Genomic DNA, 23,084 nt, shown 5'->3' with positions numbered 1-23,084 from the left:
GATAGAAGATGAAACTCAACGATCTGCGTGACAACGCCGGCGCCACCCACTCCAAGAAGCGTCTTGGCCGTGGTATCGGCTCGGGCTCCGGCAAGACCGGCGGCCGCGGCGTCAAGGGCCAGAAGGCTCGTTCGGGCGTCGCGATCAACGGCTTCGAGGGTGGCCAGATGCCGCTCTATCGTCGCCTGCCGAAGCGCGGCTTCACCAACATTTTCGCCAAGAGCTACAACACCGTTTCGCTGGCCCGCATTCAGGTCGCGATCGATGCCAAGAAGCTCGATGCGAAGGAGACCGTGACTGCGGAAGCTCTCGTCAAGGCCGGCGTGATTCGCCGCGTCAAGGACGGCGTCCGCATCCTCGGCGACGGCGAGCTCAAGGCCAAGGTGGCCTTTGACGTAGCCGGCGCTTCCAAGCCTGCGATCGAAAAGATCGAAAAGGCCGGAGGATCGGTGAAGCTACCGGAAGTGGCAGCCGCCGAGTAAAGGCTGATCAAGTGGGCGGCGGTAGAAATACCGCCGCTTGCATGTTTGCCGTCCGGAGCCTATCTCGTGGCTTCGGTGACACGCGCCGCGCCCATCTGCGGTCAGCGGCGTGACCAAGCGGAGAATCCTGAATGGCATCGGCTGCTGAACAACTAGCATCCAATCTGAATTTCGCAGCCTTCGCTAAGGCCGAAGATCTCAAGAAACGCATCTGGTTTACGCTGGGCGCGCTTTTGGTCTATCGCCTTGGCACCTACATTCCGCTTCCCGGAATCAATCCTGACGCCTTCGCGCAGGCTTTCACGCAGCAGAGCCGCGGCGTCCTCGGCATTTTCAACATGTTCGCCGGCGGTGCCGTGCAGCGCATGGCGATCTTTGCCCTGGGCATCATGCCCTACATCTCGGCCTCCATCATCATGCAGCTCATGACGTCGGTCGTTCCGTCGCTTGAAGCGCTGAAGAAGGAAGGCGAGCAGGGCCGCAAGGTCATCAATCAGTACACCCGCTACGGCACCGTGCTGCTGGCGATCGTGCAGGCCTACGGCATTTCCGTCGGTCTTGAGGGCGGCAACGGCATCGTCAGCGATCCGGGCATGTTCTTCCGGGCCTCCACGGTCATCACGCTCGTTGGCGGCACCATGTTCCTGATGTGGCTTGGCGAGCAGATCACGGCGCGCGGCATCGGCAACGGTATTTCGCTGATCATCTTCGCCGGCATCGTTGCCGGTCTGCCCAGCGCCATCAGCGGCACGCTCGAACTCGGCCGTACCGGCGCGCTGTCGACCGGCCTGATCCTGGCGATCATCGTTCTGGCCATCGTCGTCATCGCTGTCATCGTGTTCTTCGAGCGCGCCCAGCGTCGCCTTTTGATCCAGTATCCGAAGCGCCAGGTCGGCAACCGCATGTTCCAGGGCGACACCTCGCACCTGCCGCTGAAGCTCAACACCGCAGGCGTCATCCCTCCGATCTTCGCTTCGTCGCTGCTGCTGCTGCCGGCGACCGTTGCGGGCTTCTCGAACACTGCGACGCTGCCCGGCTGGGTCAGCACCATGATGGCGGCGCTCGGCCACGGCCAGCCGCTCTACATGCTGCTCTACGCTGCAATGATCGTGTTCTTCGCTTTCTTCTACACGGCCATCGTCTTCAATCCGAAGGACACGGCCGACCAGCTGAAGAAGCACTCGGGCTTCATCCCTGGCTATCGCCCGGGTGAACGCACGGCAGAATACATCGATTACGTGCTGACCCGTGTTACGGTCGTCGGTGCTGCCTATCTCGTCCTGATCTGCCTGCTGCCGGAATTCCTGATTTCAGCGACAGGCGTGCCTTTCTACCTTGGTGGTACTTCGCTTCTGATCGTGGTCAATGTAACGCTTGATACGGTGGCGCAGATTCAGGGTCATCTGATCGCCCACCAGTATGAAGGGCTGATCAAGAAGTCGAAGCTCCGCGGAGGAAAGAGGGGAAGATGAGGCTGATATTGCTTGGACCGCCCGGAGCGGGCAAGGGGACGCAGGCACAGAGGCTGGTCGAAAAGCACGGCATACCTCAGCTCTCAACCGGCGACATGCTGCGCGCAGCGGTCAAGGCGGAAACCGAAGTCGGCAAGCGCGCCAAGGCGGTCATGGACGCTGGCGAGCTTGTCTCGGACGAGATCGTCAACGCGATCGTGGCCGAACGGATCGATCAGGACGATTGCGCGCGTGGCTTCATTCTCGATGGCTATCCGCGCACTCTGGTCCAGGCCGACGCAGTCGCTGACATGCTCGCTGAGCGCGGCATGTTCCTCGACGTGGTGATCGAGCTGGTCGTTGATGACAAGGCTCTTGTCGGCCGCATCCTCAAGCGGGCCGAAGAGGCCCGGGCCGCCGGCCAGCCGGTGCGCAAGGACGACAACGCCGAGGTGTTCGACGAGCGCTTGCGCGAGTACTACAAGAAGACCGCGCCGCTGATCGGCTACTACTACGCCAACGACTTGCTTCAGCAGGTCGACGGCATGGCCGCAATGGACGATGTGACCGCGCAGATCGAAGAGATCATCGCGGCAACGCTGCGCTGATTGCACTCAAGGACTTGACGGACGGGCCGAACCGGAGTATGGCGGCCCGTCTTCCATTCAGGTAATGACTCGTTTGCCCGTAAGGGCATTGAGTTGTATTGATACGGAAAACCCGCAAGGGCCGGCCTCCACCGGACGCGGGATAACTTGAAGCGCCGGCGTTGTCCGGCCCACATGGAGTTGAAAAATGGCTCGTATAGCCGGCGTTAACATTCCGACCAACAAGCGCGTTGTGATCGCGCTTCAGTACATTCACGGCATTGGCAAGAGGTTCGCCCAGGAGATCGTCGAGAAGGTCGGCATCCCGGCCGAGCGCCGCGTCAACCAGCTGACCGACGCCGAAGTTCTGGCGATCCGCGAGACGATCGACCGCGACTACCAGGTCGAAGGCGATCTGCGCCGCGAAGTTTCGATCAACATCAAGCGCCTGATGGATCTCGGCTGCTACCGCGGTCTCCGTCACCGCCGCTCGCTGCCGGTTCGTGGCCAGCGCACGCATACCAATGCGCGCACCCGCAAGGGCCCGGCCAAGGCAATCGCCGGCAAGAAGAAGTAATCGCTTTCCGGCGGGTTTCGGCCCGCCGGCTTCGCCTTTTGGGCGGGTGTTCGGCCTGACACCTTAAACGCAGGCTGGTGTAGCCGCTGGTATTACGGCGGTGAAGAGATCAACTGAAAGGACTGCCATGGCTAAGGAAGCCGCACGCGTTCGTCGTCGCGAACGCAAGAACATCTCGTCGGGCGTTGCCCACGTGAATTCGACCTTCAACAACACCATGATCACCATTTCCGACGCACAGGGCAACGCGATTGCCTGGTCGTCTGCTGGTGCCCAGGGCTTCAAGGGTTCGCGCAAGTCGACCCCGTTCGCTGCCCAGATGGCCGCTGAAGACGTTGCCAAGAAGGCCCAGGAACACGGCATGCGCATGCTCGAAGTCGAAGTTTGCGGTCCGGGTTCGGGTCGTGAATCGGCTTTGCGCGCGCTCCAGGCTGCGGGCTTCACCATCACGTCGATCCGCGACGTGACGCCGATCCCGCACAATGGCTGCCGCCCGCGCAAGAAGCGTCGCGTCTAAGCTATTTCACCGCCGCGCGGGTGCATTGCGCCCGTCCGCGGCTTCCAGGTCGCCCGTCACGATTGGATGGTTTCGGGCTAGCGGAAGGAAGCGAATATGATCCAGAAAAACTGGCAGGAACTGATCAAGCCGAACAAGATCGAGTTCTCGTCGAAGAAGAAGACGCTGACGACGCTGATCGCAGAGCCTCTCGAGCGCGGCTTCGGCCTGACGCTCGGCAACGCTCTTCGCCGCGTTCTGCTGTCGTCGCTTCGCGGCGCTGCCGTGACCGCCGTCCAGATCGACGGCGTCCTGCATGAGTTCTCGTCGATCGGCGGCGTCCGCGAGGACGTGACCGACATCGTGCTCAACATCAAGGAAATCGCCATCCGCATGGAAGGCGATGGTCCCAAGCGCATGGTCGTTCGCAAGCAGGGCCCTGGCGCCGTGCTGGCAGGCGACATCCAGACGGTTGGCGACGTCGAGATCCTGAATCCCGACCACGTCATCTGCACCCTCGACGAGGGCGCGGAGATCCGTATGGAGTTCACCGTTGATACCGGCAAGGGCTACGTGCCGGCAGACCGCAACCGCGCCGAAGACGCTCCGATCGGGCTCATCCCCGTCGACAGCCTCTACTCGCCGGTCAAGAAGGTTTCGTACAAGGTCGAAAACACCCGCGAGGGCCAGGTTCTCGATTACGACAAGCTGACCATGACCATCGAGACGGACGGTTCGATCACCGGCGAGGACGCAGTGGCATTCGCCGCACGCATCCTGCAGGACCAGCTGGCGCTGTTCGTCAACTTCGACGAGCCGCAGAAGGAAGTCGCGGCAGAGGCCGTCACCGAGCTCGCCTTCAACCCGGCGCTGCTCAAGAAGGTTGACGAACTCGAGCTGTCGGTCCGTTCGGCCAACTGCCTGAAGAACGACAACATCGTTTACATCGGCGACCTGATCCAGAAGACGGAAGCAGAGATGCTGCGGACGCCGAACTTCGGCCGCAAGTCGCTCAACGAGATCAAGGAAGTTCTGGCTGCAATGGGCCTGCACCTCGGTATGGAAGTGCAGGACTGGCCGCCGGAGAACATCGAAGACCTCGCCAAGCGATACGAAGACCAGTACTAAGAAGACTTAGTCGAGCATGGTTCCGAGGACCGGATATTCCGGTCCGACGGCCTTGCGGAAAACCATCGGAGGCCGTGGCCTCTTGAACAATTGAAGAAGGAAAAGAGCCATGCGCCACGGTTTCAAAGGCCGTCGCTTCGCCCGCAGCGTAAGCCACCGCAAGTCCATGTTCGCCAACCTCGCGGTTTCGCTGATCGAGCACGAGCAGATCGTGACCACTCTCGAAAAGGCGAAGGACCTGCGTCCGATCGTCGAGAAGCTGGTGACGCTCGGCAAGCGCGGCGACCTGCATGCCCGCCGCCAGGTCATCGCCCAGATCGGCAATGAGAACGTCGTGAAGCGTCTGTTCGACGTCGTCGCGCCGCGTTATGGCACCCGCAACGGCGGCTACCTGCGCATCATGAAGGCTGGCTTCCGTCGTGGTGACAACGCCGCCATGGCAGTCATCGAGTTCGTCGATCGCGACACCTCGGCCAAGGGCGCCGGCGACCGCGCTCGTCTCGAAGCAGAAGCAGCCAACGAATCCGAAGCTGCGTAAGCTTTCAGCATCGATGGAATGAACGAAGGGGCCCTCGTGGCCCCTTTTGTTTTGTCTGAGGGCAGGGGCGTTCGACTGTCGCCCCAACACGTATGCGAAGCCGCGCGGAAATAAGCGCATTTGGGGCTCGCGCAGCCTTTCAATTTGCACAATCGTCGGGACAATGGCGCCAATTATGCGTTGGAGGATTCGCCATGCGCGCGAAACGATTTTCCCTGCTCATGCTGAGCGCCTGGCTGGCGCTCGCCGGGCCTGTTTCCGCCCAGGAGGCAAAACCCGCCCAGGATCCGGGTCTTTCGGACGTCCTCACCGACCTGTTGAGCGGCGGTAAGGGCGATGGCTCGGCCACCCAGGGGCCGGACAAGCGGGTGCCTTTCGGGCGCGGCGAGATGCAGTTGTCCTTTGCCCCGCTCGTCAAGGAGACGGCGGGCGCTGTTGTCAATGTCTACGCCTCCAAGCAGGCCAAGGTTCGTTCGCCATTCGAGGGCGATCCGTTCTTCGAGCAGTTCTTCGGTGGCGGGGCGCCGCGCAATCGCTCTTCGCTGGGCTCCGGCGTGCTTGTCGATCCGAGCGGCATCGTCGTCACCAACAACCACGTCGTCCAGGATGCGGACCAGATCAAGGTCGCGTTGTCCGACGGGCGTGAGTTCAACAGCAAGGTCCTGCTGAAAGACGACACGCTCGATCTCGCAGTGCTGAAGATCGATTCCGACAAGCCGTTCCAGTCGATCGCCATCGCTGATTCCGACGCCCTGGAAGTCGGCGACCTGGTATTGGCGATCGGCAATCCGTTTGGCGTCGGGCAGACCACCACCAGCGGCATCGTTTCCGCTCTGGCACGGACACATATCGGCGTCTCGGATTCCGGCTTCTTCATCCAGACCGACGCCGCGATCAATCCGGGCAATTCCGGTGGCGCTCTCATCAACATGGGCGGCCAGATGGTCGGCATCAATACGGCAATCTTCAGCCGTACCGGGGGCTCGATAGGCATCGGGTTTGCGATCCCTTCCAACATGGTGCGCGCCTTTGTCGATGCGGCCAGGAGCGGCGCGGAGTTCTTCGAGCGCCCCTATGTCGGTGCCCAGTTCGACGCCGTCACCGCGCAGATCGCCGAATCGCTCGGCATGGACCATCCCACGGGCGCGATCGTCTCGTCGGTCGAGGAGAACGGCCCGGCTGCGCGCGCCGGCATCAAGCCCGGCGACGTGGTGCTGTCGTTCAATGGCGCTGCGGTCGAGCACATGGAAGCGCTCGACTATCGCCTCGCCACCCAGGCGATCGGGGCGAAGGCGACGCTTTCGGTGCTGAGCAAAGGCGAGGAAAAGGCCGTCGAGGTGACGCTCGAGCGCGCCCCGGAGGGGGCTAGCTCGAACGAAATCGTGCTGCGCGGTCGCAGCCCGTTTGCCGGCGCCAAGGTTGCGGCGCTGTCGCCGCGGCTCGCCCAGCGTCTGCGCGTCGGCACCGACACCAAGGGCGTGGCGATCATCGGCATCGATAGCGGCTCGCCGGCTGCCGGTTTCGGCTTCCAGGCCGGCGACATCGTGCGCGAGGTCAATGGCGAACTCATCGACAGCGCCGAGAAGTTGAAGCAGATCTCCGAAGAGGATACGCGCTGGTGGCGTTTTACCGTCGAGCGTGACGGTCGCCTGATGCGCCAGATGCTGAGGTACTGACCGCAGCCATGCGCCGGAGCTACGTCAAATACGCGATGCCGGCGCTTTGGCGCGGCGTCCACGCGCCCGGGCAGGTGACGCCGTGAGTTCGCTGTTCGACGAGGCCGTACCGCGCCCGCTGGCCGAAACGCTCCGCCCGCAGCGGCTGTCGGAAGTCATCGGGCAGGACCACCTGCTTGGCCCCGACGGACCGATCGGGCGCATGGTCAAGGCGCGCAAGGTCTCGTCCTTCATCCTCTGGGGCCCCCCAGGGGTCGGCAAGACGACGATTGCCCGGCTGGTCGCCAAAGAGGTCGGGCTCGATTTCGTCCAGCTGTCTGCCGTGCTGTCCGGCGTCGCCGACTTGCGCAAGGTCGTTGATGCCGCCAAGCAACTGCGTTCCGGGGCAGGGAGGCAGACCGTCGTGTTCGTCGACGAACTGCATCGCTTCAACCGCACCACGCAGGACGCGCTGCTGCCGCATGTCGAGGACGGCACCATCGTGCTGATCGGCGCGACGACGGAGAATCCGAGCTTCAGCCTGGTCGCGGCACTGTTGTCGCGGGCGAAAGTCTACACGCTCAAGCGCTTCGAAAAAGCCGACCTCGCCATCCTGGCCGAGCGGGCGGAAGCGCATGCCGGGCGGAAGCTGGCGCTCGACGACGACGCCCGCGATGCGCTGCTCAATATGGCTGACGGCGACGGACGCTACCTCATCGGCCTGTGCGAGGAACTGTTTGCGCTGCCGGTGGACACCAGGCTCGACGTCGCAGGTCTCGCCGAAGCGGTGCAGAAGCGGGCGCCGGTCTACGACAAGGGACAGGAAGAGCACTACAATCTGCTCAGCTGTTTCCACAAAAGCCTGCGCGGCAGCGACGTCCAGGCCGCGCTCTATTGGGCGGCCCGGATGATGATCGGCGGCGAGCATCCCGGCACGGTCTTCCGTCGCCTCGCTTGTGCCGCCTCGGAAGATGTCGGCATGGCGGATCCGCAGGCGATGCCGCAGGTGGTGGCGGCATGGACGGCGTTCGAGCGTGTCGGCTGGCCCGAGGGCCGCCTGTTCATGGCTCAGGCGATCACCTATGTGGCGACTGCACCAAAATCGAACGCGTCCTACATGGGTTTCAACCAGGCGATTGCGCTGGCGCAGCAGACCGGTTCGCTTGCGCCGCCGAAGCATGTTCTCAATGCGCCGACCAAGCTGATGAAGGAACTCGGCTATCACGAGGGCTACAGATACGATCACGACTATCCGGACGCCTTCTCCGGACAGGAGTTCATGCCAGATCAGCTTGCCGGTTCAAACCGCCCGGAATTCTACGTGCCCAATGAGCGGGGCTTCGAGCGCGAGGTGAAGAAGCGCCTCGAATTCTGGGGCAAGCGCCGAACCGACCGCGACTGATCCGACGCGGTCGATATAATTGCAAAGATACGCTTGCAATAAAATGCAATCATACATAAATTGACCTCAGGCGATGCCCGACGGGCCAGCGAGGATGTATGATGAAGCAGATAACCGACACGCTCTGGATTTCCGGTCAACCGACTGATGCTGAACTGGCAGCCGCGCGCGCCGCCGGAGTGACCAGAATCATCAACAATCGGCCTGAAGGCGAGGAGCCCGGCCAACCGACCGTGGCCGAAGCCGCAGCGCGGGCAGGGCAGCTCGGCATGGAATTTGTCCATATTCCTGTCGTGCCGGGACAGATCACCCGCAAGGCCGTTGAAAACTTCCAGGCAGCAGTTGCTGGCGCCGATGGGCCTGTGCTTGCCCACTGCAAGTCGGGGGCACGGTCGTTAAGTCTTTGGGCGATCGGCGAGGTGCTTTCTGGCCGCTTGGATGCAGCCGGGCTGGATGAGCTTGGCGCGAGGCACGGCATCAATCTTGCCGGCGCCAAGGCCTGGCTCACTGACAATTGCTGACCAGACCGCATGTTGCAGTGAGGAGGGATAGAACATGAAACCTGAAGTCACCGCATTGTTCGATCCACGTACCTTTTCCGTCCAATATGTCGTTGCCGACCCGGCCACCAGGAAATGCGCAATCATCGATCCCGTGCTCGATTTCGATGAAAAGTCTGGCTCGACCGCAACGCTCAACGCCGACCGAATCCTCGATTTTGTCGAGGAAAACGGCCTGAGCGTGCAGTGGATCCTCGACACGCATCCCCACGCCGATCACTTTTCAGCCGCCCTTTACCTGAAATCGAAAACGGGGGCGCCGACGGCCATCGGGGAACGTGTGGTCGAGGTCCAGAAGCTTTGGAAAGGCATCTACAACTGGCCGGAACTACAGGACGACGGCTCCCAATGGGACAAGCTGTTTGCCGAGGGCGAAACGTTCTTCGTCGGCGAAATCCCGGCCAGGGTACTGTATTCTCCGGGGCACACTCTGGCGTCGATCACCTATGTGATCGGCGACGCAGCCTTCATCCACGACACGCTTTTCATGCCGGACAGTGGCACGGCGCGTGCCGATTTCCCGGGCGGCAGCGCCAAGCGGCTGTGGCAGTCGATCCAGCAGATCCTGTCACTGCCTGACGACACCAGGCTGTTTACCGGACACGATTACCAGCCCGGCGGCCGCGAGCCGAAATGGGAAAGCACTGTTGCCGAACAGAAGGCGCTCAACACGCATATCTCGAAATGTCGGACGGAGGCAGAGTATGTCGCCATTCGCGAGGCGCGCGACCGCACCCTGCCGATGCCAAAGCTCATTCTTCACGCGCTGCAGATCAACATCAATGGCGGCCGCTTGCCGGATCCAGAAGCCAATGGCCGGCGCTACCTGAAGTTTCCACTGGATGGGCTGAAGGGCTCGAACTGGGGTTGATGCGATGACACAGCAATTGTCACATGCGGTTTCCGATCTTCTCGACCGGGCAGGGGAAGCGTCGGAATTCCTCAAGAAACTCGCCAATCCCAACCGCCTGATGATCGCCTGCGCGCTCGTCGATGGCGAACGCTCGGTGCGCGAGCTCGAAGACGGTCTCGGCATCAGACAGCCTGGCCTGTCGCAGCAACTCGCCGAGTTGCGCGATGCCGGCCTGATCGTCGGGCGCAAGGAATCCAAGTCGGTGTTCTACCGGCTGGCGGACGACCGCGTGCGCGAGATCGTCGCGTTGCTCTACCGAATGTTCTGCGCGCCTGATGCCGCAGCCAAGGCCGAAAGCAAAGACAATGACTGATTTCACCCCCATAGCCTCCACACTCGGCGGCATCCTGATCGGCATTTCGGCCGTGTTGCTGATGGCATGGGAAGGGCGCATCGCCGGCATCAGCGGCATCGCCAGCCGCCTGCTTCCGCCTTATCTCGACGGCGCATTCCTGTCGCGGATCGGCTTCGTGCTCGGCCTGGTGGCGGCGCCCGTTGCCTATTCCGTCGCCACGGGGCAGGCGGTGCTGCAGTCGGTGTCTTCCAACCTGCCGCAGATGGCGGTGGCCGGCCTGCTGGTCGGCTTCGGATCGGTCTATGGCAATGGCTGCACCAGCGGTCATGGCGTCTGCGGCCTGTCGCGCCTTTCGGTGCGTTCGCTCGTGGCCACGCTGACCTTCATGGCCGCCGCCTTCGCCACCGTCTTCGTCATTCGCCACGTTGCGGGAGCCTGAGCATGTCGTTTGTCGTCAATCTCGCGCTCGGCCTGCTGTTCGGCATCGGGCTGGTGATCTCGGGCATGTCCGACCCGGCGAAGGTTCTGAACTTCCTCGACCTGTTCGGGACGTGGGATCCATCGCTTGCATTTGTCATGGGCGGGGCAGTCATCACCGCCTTTTTCGGCTACCGCTTGGTACTCCGGCAGCCCAAGCCGGTCGCGGGCACCTCGTTCCATCTCCCTGCAAGCACTCCCATCGACCGCCGAATTCTGCTTGGATCGGCCATTTTCGGCATTGGCTGGGGGGTGGGCGGCTTCTGCCCCGGACCGGCGCTGACAGCTGTCACGCTGGGTTCGTCCGGAGCTTATGTCTTTCTGCCGATGATGTTTCTCGGTATGTGGCTGGCGCGTCTGGCGGTTGCGAGCAGAACAGCCATTACAGCGGCCTGAGTCCTGCCGGACCGCCAGGTCGAATTCACAATTTGATATCGAAAGGCCGGGCCATGATGCTGGAACCCGTTCAATATGCTTTGGGTGCGTTATCCGGAACTGTCGTGGGGCTGAGCCTCGGGCTGTTCGGAGGCGGCGGCTCGATCCTTGCCGTGCCCCTGATGGTCTATCTGGTGGGCGTGCCCAATGCTCATCTTGCCATCGGCACCAGCGCGGTCTCGGTCGCGGCCAATGCTGTGACCGGCCTCGCCACACGCCCGCACCGGCAACGTCAAATGGCGCTGTGCCGCGATGTACAGCCTGGCCGGTGTGTTCGGGGCGTTCTTGGGGTCGTCGCTGGGGAAGGCGATCGACGGCGGCCATCTGCTGCTGCTCTTTGCTGGACTGATGCTGGTGGTCGGCGCCCTGATGTTTCGGCGCAGGCGAGAGACAGGCGACCCTTCCGCTTCGTGCAACCGTGAAAATGCCCCGAAAGTTGTAGGTTTCGGCGGCGGCACCGGGCTGCTGTCGGGATTCTTCGGTATTGGCGGCGGCTTTCTGATCGTTCCCGGGCTGATGGCGTCGACAGGAATGCCGATGATCAACGCCGTAGGCTCGTCGCTGCTGGCGGTCGCCGCCTTCGGCATGACCACGGCCATTTCCTATGCCCTGTCGGGCATGGTCGACTGGTCGCTGGCCTTGGTATTCATCGCCGGCGGCATTCTGGGCGGTTTGGGCGGGTCCAGGGTGGCAATGCTGCTGCAGACGCGCAAGGGCGCGCTCAACATGCTGTTTGCGCTGATGATCGTCGGGGTCGCCATCTATATGGCCTGGCGCAATCTGGTCGGCGGCTGACACGCCGGGCAGGTCGCGGTTCTGCCCCGCCTGCGCGCCTCATGCCTTGCGGCGGAAGGTGCTGAACTGGAAATGCTGGACGCTGTCCCACGGCGTCCGGTGGTCGTGGCGCCGCGTCTCGACGAGCTCGAAGCCATGGCCGAGCACCTTGCCGATGCTTTCGGCATCGTGCCTGACGACCGGAAGTCCACTGCATTTCTCCGGTCCGTCGGGCGCGAAGGTGCCGATGACCGCGTGGCCGCCGGAGCCGAGCGCACGGGCGAGCGTCGCGGCATAGGCGGCCTGGTCGGCCGGATCGGTCAGGAAGTGGAACGCTGCCCGGTCATGCCAGACGTCGTAGCGGCGGGCAGGGCTCCAATGGGTGATATCGGCGCATATCCACTCAACATCGCCGGCCAATGTGCCTAGGCGGGTCCTGTCGGCGTCAATCACTGCCTGAGACAGGTCAAGCACCGTGACGTCGCCGAAACCGAGCTCGAGCAAGGCGTCCACCAGATGCGAAGCCCCGCCGCCGATGTCGACGATTGCCGAGCTTGGCAGCGCGCCGGCAAGCCTGAGCAGGGTCAGCGACGGTTCGGGTGTCTGCTGATACCAGCTGACACCATCCTCGGACTTGCTGTGGTAGACGCCATCCCAATGGGCGGCACGGTCGTTGCTCAATGTCGGGTGTCCTGTCTTTGCTTCGCAGAGTCTAGCGCCGGGACAAGCCCGCAGCCAGAGCTTTCGCGCTGGCCGTTGTCTGAGGCACACAACCGGATGCGGCGATCCGAACCGATCGAGCACCATACAAAGCCGTCGCACCGGAGCGGGAATCTGTGCAGAAACAGCGACAGGCCGTGCCATGTACGTGCGATAACCCATTGGCATCGCTGCAAAGGTGCCGTTCAAAGCAGAACCCACCCCGGCTGCATAACATTGTCGCATAAGATAGATTATGGAACTATCTGGCTATGGGATATGATGCGGCGATGCGCGGATGGTGAGCTACGGTTGACGTCCTGCCGACTTTGGCACCGAACGACAATTGCGCGATGTGCAACCGATATTACGTGCGCCTGCAGAAGCCGGTCGACAATGGCATTGCGGACAATCGACGTCCGGATATGGTCGTATCACTCTGGAAAATATGGAACGTCGATCACCATACCGTCGAACGCGGGTTCGACGTTTGCCGGCGTTGCAGATATCACAGCCGCGTAGTCCAATGGCACGTGCATGTGCGTCAGGATCGCTCGGCCAGGCTTCAGCCGGTCGACCCATTGCAGCGCCTCGGACAGCGACAGATGGCTGACATGCGGCTTGTACTGCAGCGCATCGACCACCAGCACGTCCAGGTCCTGCATACGCCCGGTGGTAGCCTCGGGAAAATCGCTGACGTCGGAGCAATAGGCGATCGAGCCGACGCGGAAGCCCAGCGAAACGATGTCGCCATGGATCTGCGGCAGCGGCAAAAGGGTGAGGGGACCCCCCTCTCCCGTTATGACAAGCGCCCGGTCGTGGTCGATGACATGCGGCCGCACGATCGGCGGATATGAGCTGCCCGGCGGTGTTTCAATGCAGTATCCGAACGCCTGGCTGATGCGCTCCAGCGTGAACTCATCGGCGAAAATATCGATCAGGCTGCCGCGTTCGAGCACGTAGCCCCTGAGGTCGTCGATACCGTGGATGTGGTCGGCATGCGGGTGCGTGTAGGCCACCGCGTCGATGTGGCGAACGCCTGCGGCAAGCATCTGGGTGCGGAAATCCGGCCCTGTGTCGATGATGACGCGCGTTGTGCCGTTGGCGGAAATCCGTTCGACCATCGCCGCGGCACGCGTCCGCCGGTTTCTCGGATTGGCCGGATCGCAGGCACCCCAGTCACCGGTGATGCGCGGCGTTCCCGGCGATGAACCGCAGCCCAATATGGTGAGGCGCAGCGTATCGGTCATGCTCAGGCTGGCTTCGGCATCTTGGTGAACAGCCGGAAGAAGTTTGCCGTCGTGATGTTGGCAATCTCACTCGTGCTCACGCCGATGGTTTCGGCAAGAACCGCAGCGGTGTTGGCGACATAGGCCGGCTCGTTGCGCTTGCCGCGATGCGGGATCGGCGCGAGATATGGTGCGTCGGTCTCGACAAGCAGCCGGTCGCGCGGCACCTGCGTGGCGATCTCGCGCAGCTCGGCCGAATTCTTGAAGGTGACGATGCCCGAGAACGACACGTAGCCGCCAAGCTCGACGCCGATCCGGGCAAGCTCCGCGCCGGACGAAAAGCAATGCAGGATGAACGGGAAGGCGCCCTTCCCGGTTTCCTCCGTCAGGATCGCCGCCATGTCCTCGTCGGCACTGCGGGCATGAATCACGAGCGGCAACCCGGTCTCGCGCGCTGCGGCGATGTGGACGCGCAAGCCCTGTGCCTGGGCGTCACGCGGCGCCTTGTCGTAGTAATAGTCGAGCCCCGCCTCCCCGATCGCCACCACTTTGGGATGCGACGCCAACCTGACGAGATCGGCCGTGGTCACGTCGAGCTCTTCGGCGGCATTGTGCGGGTGGGTCCCGACCGAGCAGAATACTTCGTCATATTCTTCTGCAATCGCAAGCACTTGCTCGAAACGCTTGACGCGCGTCGAGATGGTGACCATGCGCTCGACCCCGGCAGCCCTGGCGCGCGCGACGATGGCCGCGCGCTCCTCGGCGAAATCGGGGAAGTCGAGATGGCAGTGACTGTCGACAAGCATTCGGGACAGCCTCAGCCTTCGGTGCTCTGTTCGACATAGCGCGGGAATACCGGCTGCGGCGCCGGCAGCGCCGCGCCCGGCACCAGGGCGTGGGCTTCGTCGACATGAGCGAAATCCCGGTCGGTGACGGCAAGCAGGTCGAGCAACTTCTCGGCCGAGCCCGGGATGAAGGGCAGGCACATGATGCCGACGCGACGGATCACCTCGGCCGTGGTCCACAGCACCGTTTCCATGCGCGCAGGGTCGGTCTTCTTCAGCGCCCAGGGCTCCTGTGCGGCGAAGTAGCGATTGGCCTCGGCGACCACGGCGAAGATCGCGGCAAGGGCATGATGGATGCCCTGCTCCGCCATGGCCTTGCGCGCCGTGACCAGCGCTGCGGTCGCCTGGTCGAGGATCGCCTTGTCGGCCTCGGCCAGCGTACCGCGCTGCGGCACCACGCCGCCGCAGTTCTTGCCGATCATCGACAGCGAACGCTGCGCCAGATTGCCGAGGTCGTTGGCGAGATCGGCGTTGGTCCGGTTGACGATGGCCTCATGGCTGTAGCTGCCGTCCTGGCCGAACGGAACCTCGCGCAACAGGAAGTAGCGCACCTGGTCGAGGCCGTAGTGCCCGACCATCGTGAACGGATCGACGACGTTGCCGAGCGACTTCGACATCTTCTCGCCGCGGTTGAACAGGAAGCCGTGACCAAACACCCGCTTCGGCAGCTCGATGCCGGCAGACATCAGGAAAGCGGGCCAGTAGACGGCATGGAAGCGTACGATGTCCTTGCCGATGACGTGCACGTTGGCCGGCCAATAGCCCCACTTCTCGGCGTTGGCGTCAGGATAGCCGGCGGCGGTGATGTAGTTGGTCAGCGCGTCGACCCAGACATACATCACATGCTTGTCGTCGCCAGGCACCGGCACGCCCCAGTCGAAGGTCGTGCGCGAAATCGACAGGTCCTTCAGGCCGGAGCGGACGAAGCTCGCCACCTCGTTGCGGCGTTCGTTCGGGCCGATGAAGTCGGGCTGGTTCTCATACAGCGCCAGCAACTTGTCCTGATAGGCCGACAGGCGGAAGAAATAGCTCTCCTCCTCGACCCACTCGACTGGCGTGCCCTGCGGGCCGTAGCGCACGTCGTCGGCGCGAACTTCGGTCTCTTCCTCGCCGTAATAGGCTTCGTCGCGCACCGAGTACCAGCCGGCATAGCTGCTCTTGTAGATGTCGCCCCTGTCCGCCATCGCTTTCCAGATCGCCTGGGAGGCGGCGTAGTGGCGTTCTTCGGTCGTGCGGATGAAGTCATCGTTCGACGCATTCAGAAGCGTCGCCATCTTTTTGAATTCGTTCGAGTTACGGTCGGCAAGTTCGCGCGCGCTGATGCCTTCGCGGTTGGCCGTTTGCAGCATCTTGATGCCGTGTTCGTCCGTGCCGGTGAGGAAGAACACGTCCTTGCCGTCATGGCGCTGGAAGCGCGCCAGCGCGTCGGAGGCGATCAGCTCGTAGGCGTGGCCGATATGCGGCTTGCCGTTCGGATAGGAGATCGCGGTGGTGATGTAGAATTTTTCGCGGGACATGGGTGGACCGTCGTCAATGTCGAAATGGGAAAGGGTCGCGGGTCAGATAACGCATCGGGGCGGCGATTGCCATCCCGGGCGGACGAGCGTCACATTCGCATTGCGGCATTCAGGCGATCGATCATGGTCAGGACGTGCTGCTTCTTGTCGAGGTTGTAGGTCTCGGTTTCAGATATAGCGTTCTGCGCCTCATGCCAAGCATCGGACAAAGCTTTGGCGCGCGACAGGTCGGAATGCGACGCCGCCTCCGACGCTGTATCGGCCAGGAGATCGAGTGCGCGCCGGTTGAAGATGTCGAAGCGAATGGAGCCGTCCCTGCCCGCCACCGCGTCGGCAAGCTTGTGCGCGGCGGTAATGTTGGTGCGACCGCCGGTCACCACCTGATCGAGCGCATCGGCGATCTCGAGCCCGCCATACTGCGTGAGCAGGATTGCATTGCGCACGCTGCCGCCGGAACGCGCGACCAGCGCTGCCCGCTCATCGGCGCTGTCCGGCATCGCCTGTTCCGCTCCGGCGAAAGCCGCCATCAGGTCCCTCTCATCCAGCGGCGTCAGCCTGACGGTCTGGCAGCGTGAACGGATGGTCGGCAACAGGCGGCCCGGCGCATGGACGATCAGGACGAACAGGGTCCGTGCAGGCGGTTCTTCAAGATTCTTCAGTAACGCATTGGCAGCATTGGTGTTCATGTCGTCGGCAGGGTCAACGATGACGACCCTATAGCCGCCGTCATGCGAGGTCATCGACAAAAACCGCGACACTTTGCGGATCTCGTCGACCGTCACCACTGACTTGAAGCCCTTGGTCTTTTCGTTCCCTGGCCGCGTCAGATGCAGCACTCCCGGATGCGCCCCGCTGGCAATCTGCCTGTACAAGCCGGAGTTTGGATCCGGACTGTCGAGCGTCTCGGGACAGTTCCGGTGGTGGGGGTATTTGAGCAACTGGTAGGCAAGGTGGAAGGCGAGCGTCGCCTTGCCTATGCCGACGGGGCCAGTCAGGATGATCGCATGCGGCAGCTTGCCGGCGCGATAGGCCGACAAAAGCATCGCCGCTGCCGGCCCGTGACCGACCAGATGCGGGTTCTCGGCTGGTTCGGGCACGCCATCGAGGGTGTCGTGCTGTTCAGGTGCGATACGTTCGAACATCAGGCGTCGGCCCTCGCCCGGCTTTCGCCGCTGGACGCCAGTGCCTCGAGGGCCGCGAACACCGCTTCGGTGATGGCGTCTTCAACCGCCTCCGGGGCTTGCGCGGCATCGATCACCACGCAGCGCTCGGGTTCGCTCGCCGCGATCGCCAGAAAAGCCTCGCGCCGGCGTTGATGGATCTCAAGTGTCTCTTTCTCGAACCTGTCGGCGACGTCCTGGCCACGCCGCGCCGTGGCGCGGCGCAGGCCTTCAACCGGATCGAGGTCGAGGATCAGGGTCAGGTCGGGCATCATGCCGTTGATGGCGACACGCTCGACGGCGGCCATGAAGCTTGGATCGAGATTGCCCGTAACTCCCTGATAGACGCGCGAAGAATCGAGGAAGCGGTCGCACAGCACGATGGCGCCGCGCTCCACTGCCGGCCGGATCAGTTGTTCGACATGGTCCGACCGCGCCGCAGCGAACAGCAGTGCCTCCATCTCTGGCCCGAATGGCTCCGCGGCGCCCGAAAGCAGCACATGCCGGACAGCCTCCGCGCCGGGTGATCCGCCCGGCTCGCGCGTGACGAGGATGTCATAACGCTTGTCGCGCAGCTTGGCGGCCAGGCGCTCGATCTGGGTCGATTTGCCAGCGCCTTCCCCGCCCTCGAACGTGATGAAGAATCCACGCGCCAATCCGCTGCCTTTCCTGCGTGCTGTTTCTTGAGCCTGGTAAAGCTCGCTGCGCTGCCCTGATGACGCCAACACGCTCAATTGTCCATCACCTCAACGCATCCAGCCGATGGCCAGTTCCTTGACCGCGTCGAGGGCGCGGCTTTGCAGCGAACCGACCTCGACGTCCTGGGCGGCGTAGAGAGGCGTCTCCTGGCTCAACGTCTCGCCGATCCACACCTTCAGCGTGCCGATCGGGGTGCCCTTGGCGATCGGCGCCAGCACCGGGCCATCATAGACGACACGCGCGACAAGCCGCTCGCGATTGGCGATCGGCAGGAAAATCGAGATCGGCTTCTGCGCGACCAGTGGTACATGCGATGTGGTGCCGCCGAAAACCTGCGCTTCGCCGACAGTCTCGTCCGCAGCGAAGATCTCCGTCTTTTCGAACGAGCGCATGCCCCAATCCAGCAACTTGCGCGCCTCCTCGGCGCGCTCGCGGTCACTGGCGAGGCCCGCCATGGCCGCAAACAGCCGCCTGCCCTCGCGGTTCACCGATCCGACGATGGCGAAGCCCTCGCCTTCCGTGAAGCCGGCAGCAAGGCCATCGGCGCCGATGTCCATGGTGATCAGCGGATTGCGGTTGCGCTGCAGGATCTTGTTCCAGGTGAATTCCGGCAGGCTGTAGTAGGCGTAGAGCTCGGGATAGGTCCGCCACAGGTGCAGGCCGAGTTCTGCGAGCTCGCGCACCGTGGTCGTCTGTCCGGGCGCCGGCAGGCCGGTCGAATTGACGAAGGTCGATGTCTCAAGGCCGATCTCGCGCGCCCTCTCCGTCATCTGCAGCGCAAAATTGGCCTCCGAGCCGGCCATGCCTTCGGCGAGCACGATGCAGCCGTCATTGGCAAGTTGCACGGTGACGCCCTTGATCAGGTCCTCGATTGCAATCTGCGACCTGACCGCCGCAAACATCGTCGAGGCGCGCGATGCGGCACCACCGGTTCGCCAGGCGTTCTCGCTGACGGCGAACGTGTCGCTCAGCTTGTAGCGGCCGGTCTTGATGGCGTTGAATACCACTTCCATCGTCATCAGCTTGGCCAGCGACGCCGGCGCCATCGCCTTGTCCGGCGCCTTGGAGAACAGCACAGTGCCTGTTTCGGCGTCGATCATGTAGGCCTGCGCGGCCTTGGTCTCGAAAAGCTGCGCCTCGGCCTGCCCCACAAGTGACAATGCCACGGCGACCACACCGGTCAGATACGCGAACGGCCTGAAAAATCTCGAAGTCATGGAAGATACTGCCCCGTTCGGTCCGTATTCGGGTCGAGCTGGCCAAACCTATCAGGCCTCGGGCAGCGGGATCAACCGTGGCCGGGCAGATAGCCACAGTTGCCGTGTCGAAACGGGTCAGTCGTGAACGGCGAACGCGTCGGGCGCGCCATGCGACCATGCCGCCTTGAGCATGATGTCGAGCGAGTTGCGGCCGTCGGAATAGAGATCGACGGAATACCACGTCTTGCCTTCGAACTCGGCCTGCTCGACCGCGGTGCGGCCATAGGCCGAAAGCGCCTTGGCAACGCGCTGCGCCTCCGCGCCATCCGAGAAGGTGCCGGCGGAAATATATGCCTCCAGCGCCGATTCCATGGCCCGGGGGCCGGGGTTGAGCCGCTTCCACGAGTTGACGATGTCGTCCGACGACATCGACTTGCGGCTCAGCGCGTCAAAGGCGCGCCCTGCGCTCGAACCGTCATTGCTGGCGTAGGACATCGTCGCCAGCGCCATGTTGGTCGGCGTCAGCCCATCGGGCCGTTGCGGGGCGATCGGTCCGAATTCGGGCAGGATGACGTCGCCGCCGGAAACGCCCTGCGCAGCCATTGCCGGCTGCCCGAACTGCGCCGCCTGCGCACCGAGCGTGCTTGTTGGCGCATTGGCCTGCATGGCGATCACCGGAGCGGTCGCTGCGGCATCCGAAAGCGTGCCTGGGAACGATGGCGCCGGCGCCACGTCGGCACTCGGCGTCGGACCGTTCATGGCGATCATCACACCGGCCGGAAGGCCGATATTGCTCGGATCGCCCATGCCCTTGCCCGGGCGGTAGGAGGCCAGTAGGTACCGGTCGTCCTGGCCGTCGAGCGGCGCGCGCCCGACATACTCCACCTTCACGGCGGCGGTTCCGCTGTGGGCATAGTCGAGCATTTCGGCGGCGCGCTTGGAAAGGTCGATGACGCGCCCGTGGGAGTAAGGGCCGCGATCGTTGACACGAACGATCACCGAGCTGCCGTTCTTGGTGTTGGTGACACGTGCATAGCTGGGCAGCGGCATGGTCGGATGCGCCGCCGTCAGGTGGGTCATGTCATAGATTTCGCCATTGGCGGTCAGGCGGCCATGGAACGCATCGCCATACCAGGAGGCCGCGCCGAGCGAGGCGTAGCTCTTGTCTTCCTTGGGATAGTACCACTTGCCGCGAACCTTGTAGGGCTTGCCGGTCTGGTCACGTCCGCCGCCGCGCGGCAGGTTCGACATTGCGGTGGTGACGCGCGGGCTGGCCTTCACACCGTATTCGGACTCGGCGAAATACTCCTTGGGGCGCTTCTTGCCTGCCGTCTGGGTCGGCTTGGCGGCGCAGCCAGCAACGATTGCCGCGGTCGCGACGAGGACCGTGAGCGAGGCTGCGCGATACAAGCGCGTCCGCGTCGAATGCTGCATAGTCCTGAAGTCCCCTGCCATACGCTATTCGGGCAATTCGGGTCGAATCAGATGACCGTCGCGCCGAAGATGCAAAAACTCGTTACGCACATCTTCCCCATCCCCCATGTGCGCAGGAAATGCTTGCCAGCGTATTAATCGACTGTGGTGCCAAACGGGCGGGATTGTGGCGCAATCGTGGCATGCGGATGCGCACATCCGAGCAGGTTGACGCCGCGTTGCAGCCAGCTATAACCGCGACTCGCAATGCCAAGTAGTTGCTATGCGCAGCCGATCTAGCCGAGGCCCTTTGCCGCCTGGGCGATGAACAGGCAGCGCAATCAGGTCAGCTAGTTGGAGGGATGGCCGAGTGGTTTAAGGCAACGGTCTTGAAAACCGTCGAGGGCGCAAGTTCTCCGTGGGTTCGAATCCCACTCCCTCCGCCATATTTTTGCAAGCTGCGGAAAATACGTCGTTTTTTCTGTTTGGTTTGCGGAAGTTTCGCAGCCGCCCTATCAGCCACCTTAATTTGGCTCGCTCACCCTGCCTGCCGCATGGAGACCAGCGACATTCACCGGACCGACAGGTCGGCTAACACGGCATTTCGGCGACCAACCTGGCGGCAGCCACTGCCAATAGCGGTCGCAACTTTCTCGACTGCGGCCCCCAGGTTGCATTACACCACTACCCGAATGACTGAGTTGACGAGAAAGGCTCGTTTGGATCGGATATTGGGCAAAGGGCGAATGCCTGATCTGCAATCCAGCTGTAGCAGCGTGGGGGAAAACCATGCCTACGCCGTACAATTTTTCGGAAGGCGATGCGCCGATCAAACTGCAGGCAGCGTTCTGGAATGGATGGAACGCCGACAATCGCGAGCACCAGATAAGCGAGGTCAGCGCCCGCCAGGCTGAAGTCATTGTGGGCTGGCTCGACACAATCGGCGAAAAAAAACTAGACATACTGGACGTCGGCTGCGGCAGTGGCTGGTTCGCTCCGGCACTTTCGCACTACGGCAACGTAACGGCGACCGATCTTTCCGACGAGGTGCTGAACCGCGCGGCGAAGCGTTGGCCGCACGTGACATTCACGCCGGGCGATTTCATGGCCGTGGATTTTGGCAAAGCGACATTCGACGTCATCGTGACCCTTGAGGTCCTGTCGCATGTCTTCGATCAACAAGCCTTCGTCCGTAAACTTTCCTCCCATCTGCGGCCAGGCGGCTATTTGATGCTGGCAACTCAAAACCGGCACGTTCTCGAAAAATACAACGCCATCCCGCCACCTGCATCCGGCCAGCTGCGCCGTTGGGTCTACCGGCACGAACTTGCCGAGCTGCTGGAACCTGAGTTCGAACAGCTGGACCTGTTTACGGTTTCGCCGCTTGCCGGCAAAGGGATCATGCGACTGGTCAACTCGCGGAAGTTGAACGCTCCTGTCCGCGCCATTTTCGGCAATCGCGTCGAAAGAATGAAGGAACGCATGGGATTTGGATGGACATTGATGTCCCTCGCAAGGAAGCGCGCGTAGCGCTCGTATCGCATGTTGAGGACCGCCGCAAACAGTGCCTCGATATCGGCCTGCCGGATTGAGCCCCTGACCGGGCGAGTGCCGGCTATATCCGCGAACATTTCGACCAGAAGACGAAACGCAGCGCCAGCTACCGGCACGCCGGCAAGCGCCTGAGCGGCTTCAATTCCATCTTCGCCACCGCCTCCATCGACGCGGCCAAACGCTATTACACGGAGTTCGCCAACCGGCAGAAGGACATCCCGCCCGCTCAGCGCCTCAAGATCGGCCTGATCTACGGCTTTGCCGTCAATGAAGGGATGTGGATGGATTGCTGGGCGAGGAGGAATTCGAGACCGAAGGACTGGATCAGGGATCGCGCGATTTCCTTGAAGGTGCGATCCGTGACTACAACAGCCTGTTCGCCACCAATGGCAGGCCTTCATGGCGGCGAAGAAAGTCAAGGAACTGGATCGCATCATCACAGACGAGAACCTTGACGCGGAAGCCACCCGCAGTTTCATCGACAATGCTTTCCGCGATGACGGCATCCCGACCACCGGCACCGCAATCACCAGAATCCTGCCGCCGGTGTCGAGATTCTCGAAGGACAACGACCACGCTACCAAGAAACAAGCGGTGCTCGACAAGCTGGCTGCCTTCTTCGATCGATATTCCGGGCTGACATGAGGGAGCCAATGGAGCCGCGTGACCCTGCCGCTCAGATTCCTGGTTACCAGATGCTGCCGGTCCTGGCCAAACCTTATGCAGCGGGCAACAGCGTAAGTTCCGGCGCGATCCGCCATTTCTTCGCAGTCTTGACCGGCACAAGGCTGCCAAGGGCCTGTTCGTCACCACATGACCTTCACCGCGAGTGCTCGCGACACCGCCGAATCCGGGCGAGCGGGCACCCTAGCTGTGGAGCCTCAACAGGTTGTCCTCGGTCACGCCGAGGCGGCTGATGGGTGTTTTGGACCTTAGGCTGCCATGCGGGCGATGCCAATTGTATCTGTGAAGCCAGACCGGCAACTCAGCGGCACGATG

Annotated in this window: 24 protein-coding genes, 1 tRNA gene and 3 pseudogenes; 19 read left to right on the top strand and 9 right to left on the bottom strand. The window is 62.7% G+C overall.

Annotated features, from left to right (window positions below; genetic code table 11):
- Positions 1-8 precede the first annotated feature (8 nt).
- The 15 genes and pseudogenes from rplO (at position 9) to PCJ21_RS21405 (ending at position 11,791) form a co-directional block, all read left to right on the top strand.
- Positions 9-482 (top strand): 50S ribosomal protein L15, encoded by a 474-nt coding sequence (rplO, locus tag PCJ21_RS21475; RefSeq protein WP_115732099.1) that lies wholly within the window; start codon positions 9-11, stop codon positions 480-482.
- A 131-nt stretch (positions 483-613) separates the two neighbouring features.
- Entirely contained in the window at positions 614-1,954 is a 1,341-nt protein-coding gene (gene secY, locus PCJ21_RS21470; RefSeq protein ID WP_269933478.1) for a preprotein translocase subunit SecY, read from the top strand.
- Positions 1,951-2,541, top strand: coding sequence for an adenylate kinase (locus PCJ21_RS21465; protein ID WP_269933477.1), 591 nt, complete (start codon positions 1,951-1,953; stop codon positions 2,539-2,541). Before secY ends, PCJ21_RS21465 begins: the two co-directional genes overlap by 4 nt.
- Before the next feature lie 187 nt (positions 2,542-2,728).
- On the top strand, positions 2,729-3,097 hold the full coding sequence (gene rpsM / locus PCJ21_RS21460; RefSeq protein WP_269933476.1) for a 30S ribosomal protein S13: 369 nt from the start codon (positions 2,729-2,731) through the stop codon (positions 3,095-3,097).
- 127 nt (positions 3,098-3,224) lie between these two features.
- Complete coding sequence (gene rpsK, locus PCJ21_RS21455) at positions 3,225-3,614, top strand: 30S ribosomal protein S11 (RefSeq protein ID WP_024924781.1); 390 nt, start codon at positions 3,225-3,227, stop codon at positions 3,612-3,614.
- Between the two features lie 96 nt (positions 3,615-3,710).
- Positions 3,711-4,721 carry a DNA-directed RNA polymerase subunit alpha gene (locus PCJ21_RS21450; RefSeq protein ID WP_269933475.1) on the top strand — a complete coding sequence of 337 codons (1,011 nt, stop codon included), beginning with the start codon at positions 3,711-3,713 and terminating at the stop codon, positions 4,719-4,721.
- Positions 4,722-4,830: 109 nt separating this feature from the next.
- The gene (gene rplQ, locus PCJ21_RS21445) at positions 4,831-5,259 is read left to right on the top strand and encodes a 50S ribosomal protein L17 (protein WP_269933474.1); all 429 of its coding nucleotides are present in this window, start codon (positions 4,831-4,833) and stop codon (positions 5,257-5,259) included.
- Between the two features lie 194 nt (positions 5,260-5,453).
- The gene (locus PCJ21_RS21440) at positions 5,454-6,935 is read left to right on the top strand and encodes a DegQ family serine endoprotease (protein WP_269933473.1); all 1,482 of its coding nucleotides are present in this window, start codon (positions 5,454-5,456) and stop codon (positions 6,933-6,935) included.
- Positions 6,936-7,017: 82 nt separating this feature from the next.
- Positions 7,018-8,316 carry a replication-associated recombination protein A gene (locus PCJ21_RS21435; RefSeq protein ID WP_269933472.1) on the top strand — a complete coding sequence of 433 codons (1,299 nt, stop codon included), beginning with the start codon at positions 7,018-7,020 and terminating at the stop codon, positions 8,314-8,316.
- 101 nt (positions 8,317-8,417) lie between these two features.
- Entirely contained in the window at positions 8,418-8,837 is a 420-nt protein-coding gene (locus PCJ21_RS21430; protein ID WP_269933471.1) for a TIGR01244 family sulfur transferase, read from the top strand.
- Positions 8,838-8,871: 34 nt separating this feature from the next.
- Positions 8,872-9,747: an MBL fold metallo-hydrolase gene (locus tag PCJ21_RS21425; RefSeq protein ID WP_269933470.1), complete on the top strand. Its 876-nt coding sequence runs from the start codon at positions 8,872-8,874 to the stop codon at positions 9,745-9,747.
- A gap of 4 nt (positions 9,748-9,751) precedes the next feature.
- Positions 9,752-10,102 (top strand): ArsR/SmtB family transcription factor, encoded by a 351-nt coding sequence (locus PCJ21_RS21420; RefSeq protein WP_269933469.1) that lies wholly within the window; start codon positions 9,752-9,754, stop codon positions 10,100-10,102.
- Positions 10,095-10,523: a YeeE/YedE family protein gene (locus tag PCJ21_RS21415; RefSeq protein ID WP_269933468.1), complete on the top strand. Its 429-nt coding sequence runs from the start codon at positions 10,095-10,097 to the stop codon at positions 10,521-10,523. Before PCJ21_RS21420 ends, PCJ21_RS21415 begins: the two co-directional genes overlap by 8 nt.
- A 2-nt stretch (positions 10,524-10,525) precedes the next feature.
- Positions 10,526-10,957 carry a DUF6691 family protein gene (locus PCJ21_RS21410; protein ID WP_269933467.1) on the top strand — a complete coding sequence of 144 codons (432 nt, stop codon included), beginning with the start codon at positions 10,526-10,528 and terminating at the stop codon, positions 10,955-10,957.
- A gap of 53 nt (positions 10,958-11,010) precedes the next feature.
- A pseudogene (locus PCJ21_RS21405) lies at positions 11,011-11,791 on the top strand (sulfite exporter TauE/SafE family protein).
- Between the two features lie 39 nt (positions 11,792-11,830).
- On the opposite strand, the gene PCJ21_RS21400 reads toward PCJ21_RS21405, so the two are convergent.
- From PCJ21_RS21400 to PCJ21_RS21365, 8 genes are all read right to left on the bottom strand, one after another.
- Entirely contained in the window at positions 11,831-12,451 is a 621-nt protein-coding gene (locus tag PCJ21_RS21400) for a class I SAM-dependent methyltransferase (RefSeq protein WP_269933466.1), read from the bottom strand.
- A 452-nt stretch (positions 12,452-12,903) separates the two neighbouring features.
- Entirely contained in the window at positions 12,904-13,719 is an 816-nt protein-coding gene (locus tag PCJ21_RS21395) for an MBL fold metallo-hydrolase (protein WP_269933465.1), read from the bottom strand.
- Positions 13,720-13,721: 2 nt separating this feature from the next.
- Positions 13,722-14,504 (bottom strand): TatD family hydrolase, encoded by a 783-nt coding sequence (locus tag PCJ21_RS21390; RefSeq protein WP_269933464.1) that lies wholly within the window; start codon positions 14,502-14,504, stop codon positions 13,722-13,724.
- Between the two features lie 11 nt (positions 14,505-14,515).
- Entirely contained in the window at positions 14,516-16,060 is a 1,545-nt protein-coding gene (gene metG, locus PCJ21_RS21385) for a methionine--tRNA ligase (RefSeq protein ID WP_269933463.1), read from the bottom strand.
- A gap of 89 nt (positions 16,061-16,149) precedes the next feature.
- Positions 16,150-17,205, bottom strand: coding sequence for a DNA polymerase III subunit delta' (locus PCJ21_RS21380; protein WP_269933489.1), 1,056 nt, complete (start codon positions 17,203-17,205; stop codon positions 16,150-16,152).
- A complete protein-coding gene (tmk, locus tag PCJ21_RS21375; protein ID WP_269933462.1) occupies positions 17,202-17,876 on the bottom strand; it encodes a dTMP kinase in 675 nt (224 codons plus the stop codon). The genes PCJ21_RS21380 and tmk overlap by 4 nt, the downstream gene beginning before the upstream one ends.
- Positions 17,877-17,966: 90 nt before the next feature.
- A complete protein-coding gene (locus tag PCJ21_RS21370) occupies positions 17,967-19,136 on the bottom strand; it encodes a D-alanyl-D-alanine carboxypeptidase family protein (protein ID WP_269933461.1) in 1,170 nt (389 codons plus the stop codon).
- A 117-nt stretch (positions 19,137-19,253) separates the two neighbouring features.
- Positions 19,254-20,552: a septal ring lytic transglycosylase RlpA family protein gene (locus PCJ21_RS21365; RefSeq protein WP_269933460.1), complete on the bottom strand. Its 1,299-nt coding sequence runs from the start codon at positions 20,550-20,552 to the stop codon at positions 19,254-19,256.
- A gap of 335 nt (positions 20,553-20,887) precedes the next feature.
- Between PCJ21_RS21365 and PCJ21_RS21360 the strand changes: the two genes are divergently transcribed.
- The 4 genes and pseudogenes from PCJ21_RS21360 to PCJ21_RS21350 form a co-directional block, all read left to right on the top strand.
- Positions 20,888-20,977 (top strand) — tRNA-Ser (locus PCJ21_RS21360).
- Between the two features lie 343 nt (positions 20,978-21,320).
- Positions 21,321-22,061: a class I SAM-dependent methyltransferase gene (locus PCJ21_RS21355; RefSeq protein ID WP_269933459.1), complete on the top strand. Its 741-nt coding sequence runs from the start codon at positions 21,321-21,323 to the stop codon at positions 22,059-22,061.
- Positions 22,062-22,150: 89 nt separating this feature from the next.
- Positions 22,151-22,540 carry a type I restriction enzyme subunit R domain-containing protein gene (locus tag PCJ21_RS22130; protein WP_442866057.1) on the top strand — a complete coding sequence of 130 codons (390 nt, stop codon included), beginning with the start codon at positions 22,151-22,153 and terminating at the stop codon, positions 22,538-22,540.
- Positions 22,470-22,730 (top strand): annotated as a pseudogene (locus tag PCJ21_RS21350) (type I restriction endonuclease subunit R, EcoR124 family); the annotation flags it as partial. The gene PCJ21_RS22130 and the pseudogene PCJ21_RS21350, both read left to right, overlap by 71 nt.
- A gap of 222 nt (positions 22,731-22,952) precedes the next feature.
- Here the strand turns inward: PCJ21_RS21350 and PCJ21_RS21345 are convergent.
- A pseudogene (locus tag PCJ21_RS21345) lies at positions 22,953-23,084 on the bottom strand (IS481 family transposase); the annotation flags it as partial.

It is taken from the genome of Aminobacter sp. HY435, assembly GCF_027568395.1.
Taxonomy (GTDB): domain Bacteria; phylum Pseudomonadota; class Alphaproteobacteria; order Rhizobiales; family Rhizobiaceae; genus Aminobacter.
The sequence above is the reverse complement of the archived record's forward strand: the minus strand, read 5'-3'. Positions and strand labels throughout refer to the sequence as shown.

Excerpts from the sequence above, each read along its gene's own strand:
- rplO (WP_115732099.1), top strand. The coding sequence starts at position 9 with ATGAAACTCAACGATCTGCGTGACAACGCCGGCGCCACCCACTCCAAG.
- secY (WP_269933478.1), top strand. The coding sequence starts at position 614 with ATGGCATCGGCTGCTGAACAACTAGCATCCAATCTGAATTTCGCAGCC.
- PCJ21_RS21465 (WP_269933477.1), top strand. The coding sequence starts at position 1,951 with ATGAGGCTGATATTGCTTGGACCGCCCGGAGCGGGCAAGGGGACGCAG.
- rpsM (WP_269933476.1), top strand. The coding sequence starts at position 2,729 with ATGGCTCGTATAGCCGGCGTTAACATTCCGACCAACAAGCGCGTTGTG.
- rpsK (WP_024924781.1), top strand. The coding sequence starts at position 3,225 with ATGGCTAAGGAAGCCGCACGCGTTCGTCGTCGCGAACGCAAGAACATC.
- PCJ21_RS21450 (WP_269933475.1), top strand. The coding sequence starts at position 3,711 with ATGATCCAGAAAAACTGGCAGGAACTGATCAAGCCGAACAAGATCGAG.
- rplQ (WP_269933474.1), top strand. The coding sequence starts at position 4,831 with ATGCGCCACGGTTTCAAAGGCCGTCGCTTCGCCCGCAGCGTAAGCCAC.
- PCJ21_RS21440 (WP_269933473.1), top strand. The coding sequence starts at position 5,454 with ATGCGCGCGAAACGATTTTCCCTGCTCATGCTGAGCGCCTGGCTGGCG.
- PCJ21_RS21430 (WP_269933471.1), top strand. The coding sequence starts at position 8,418 with ATGAAGCAGATAACCGACACGCTCTGGATTTCCGGTCAACCGACTGAT.
- PCJ21_RS21425 (WP_269933470.1), top strand. The coding sequence starts at position 8,872 with ATGAAACCTGAAGTCACCGCATTGTTCGATCCACGTACCTTTTCCGTC.
- PCJ21_RS21420 (WP_269933469.1), top strand. The coding sequence starts at position 9,752 with ATGACACAGCAATTGTCACATGCGGTTTCCGATCTTCTCGACCGGGCA.
- PCJ21_RS21415 (WP_269933468.1), top strand. The coding sequence starts at position 10,095 with ATGACTGATTTCACCCCCATAGCCTCCACACTCGGCGGCATCCTGATC.
- PCJ21_RS21410 (WP_269933467.1), top strand. The coding sequence starts at position 10,526 with ATGTCGTTTGTCGTCAATCTCGCGCTCGGCCTGCTGTTCGGCATCGGG.
- PCJ21_RS21395 (WP_269933465.1), bottom strand. The coding sequence starts at position 13,719 with ATGACCGATACGCTGCGCCTCACCATATTGGGCTGCGGTTCATCGCCG.
- PCJ21_RS21390 (WP_269933464.1), bottom strand. The coding sequence starts at position 14,504 with ATGCTTGTCGACAGTCACTGCCATCTCGACTTCCCCGATTTCGCCGAG.
- metG (WP_269933463.1), bottom strand. The coding sequence starts at position 16,060 with ATGTCCCGCGAAAAATTCTACATCACCACCGCGATCTCCTATCCGAAC.
- PCJ21_RS21370 (WP_269933461.1), bottom strand. The coding sequence starts at position 19,136 with ATGACTTCGAGATTTTTCAGGCCGTTCGCGTATCTGACCGGTGTGGTC.
- PCJ21_RS21365 (WP_269933460.1), bottom strand. The coding sequence starts at position 20,552 with ATGCAGCATTCGACGCGGACGCGCTTGTATCGCGCAGCCTCGCTCACG.
- PCJ21_RS21355 (WP_269933459.1), top strand. The coding sequence starts at position 21,321 with ATGCCTACGCCGTACAATTTTTCGGAAGGCGATGCGCCGATCAAACTG.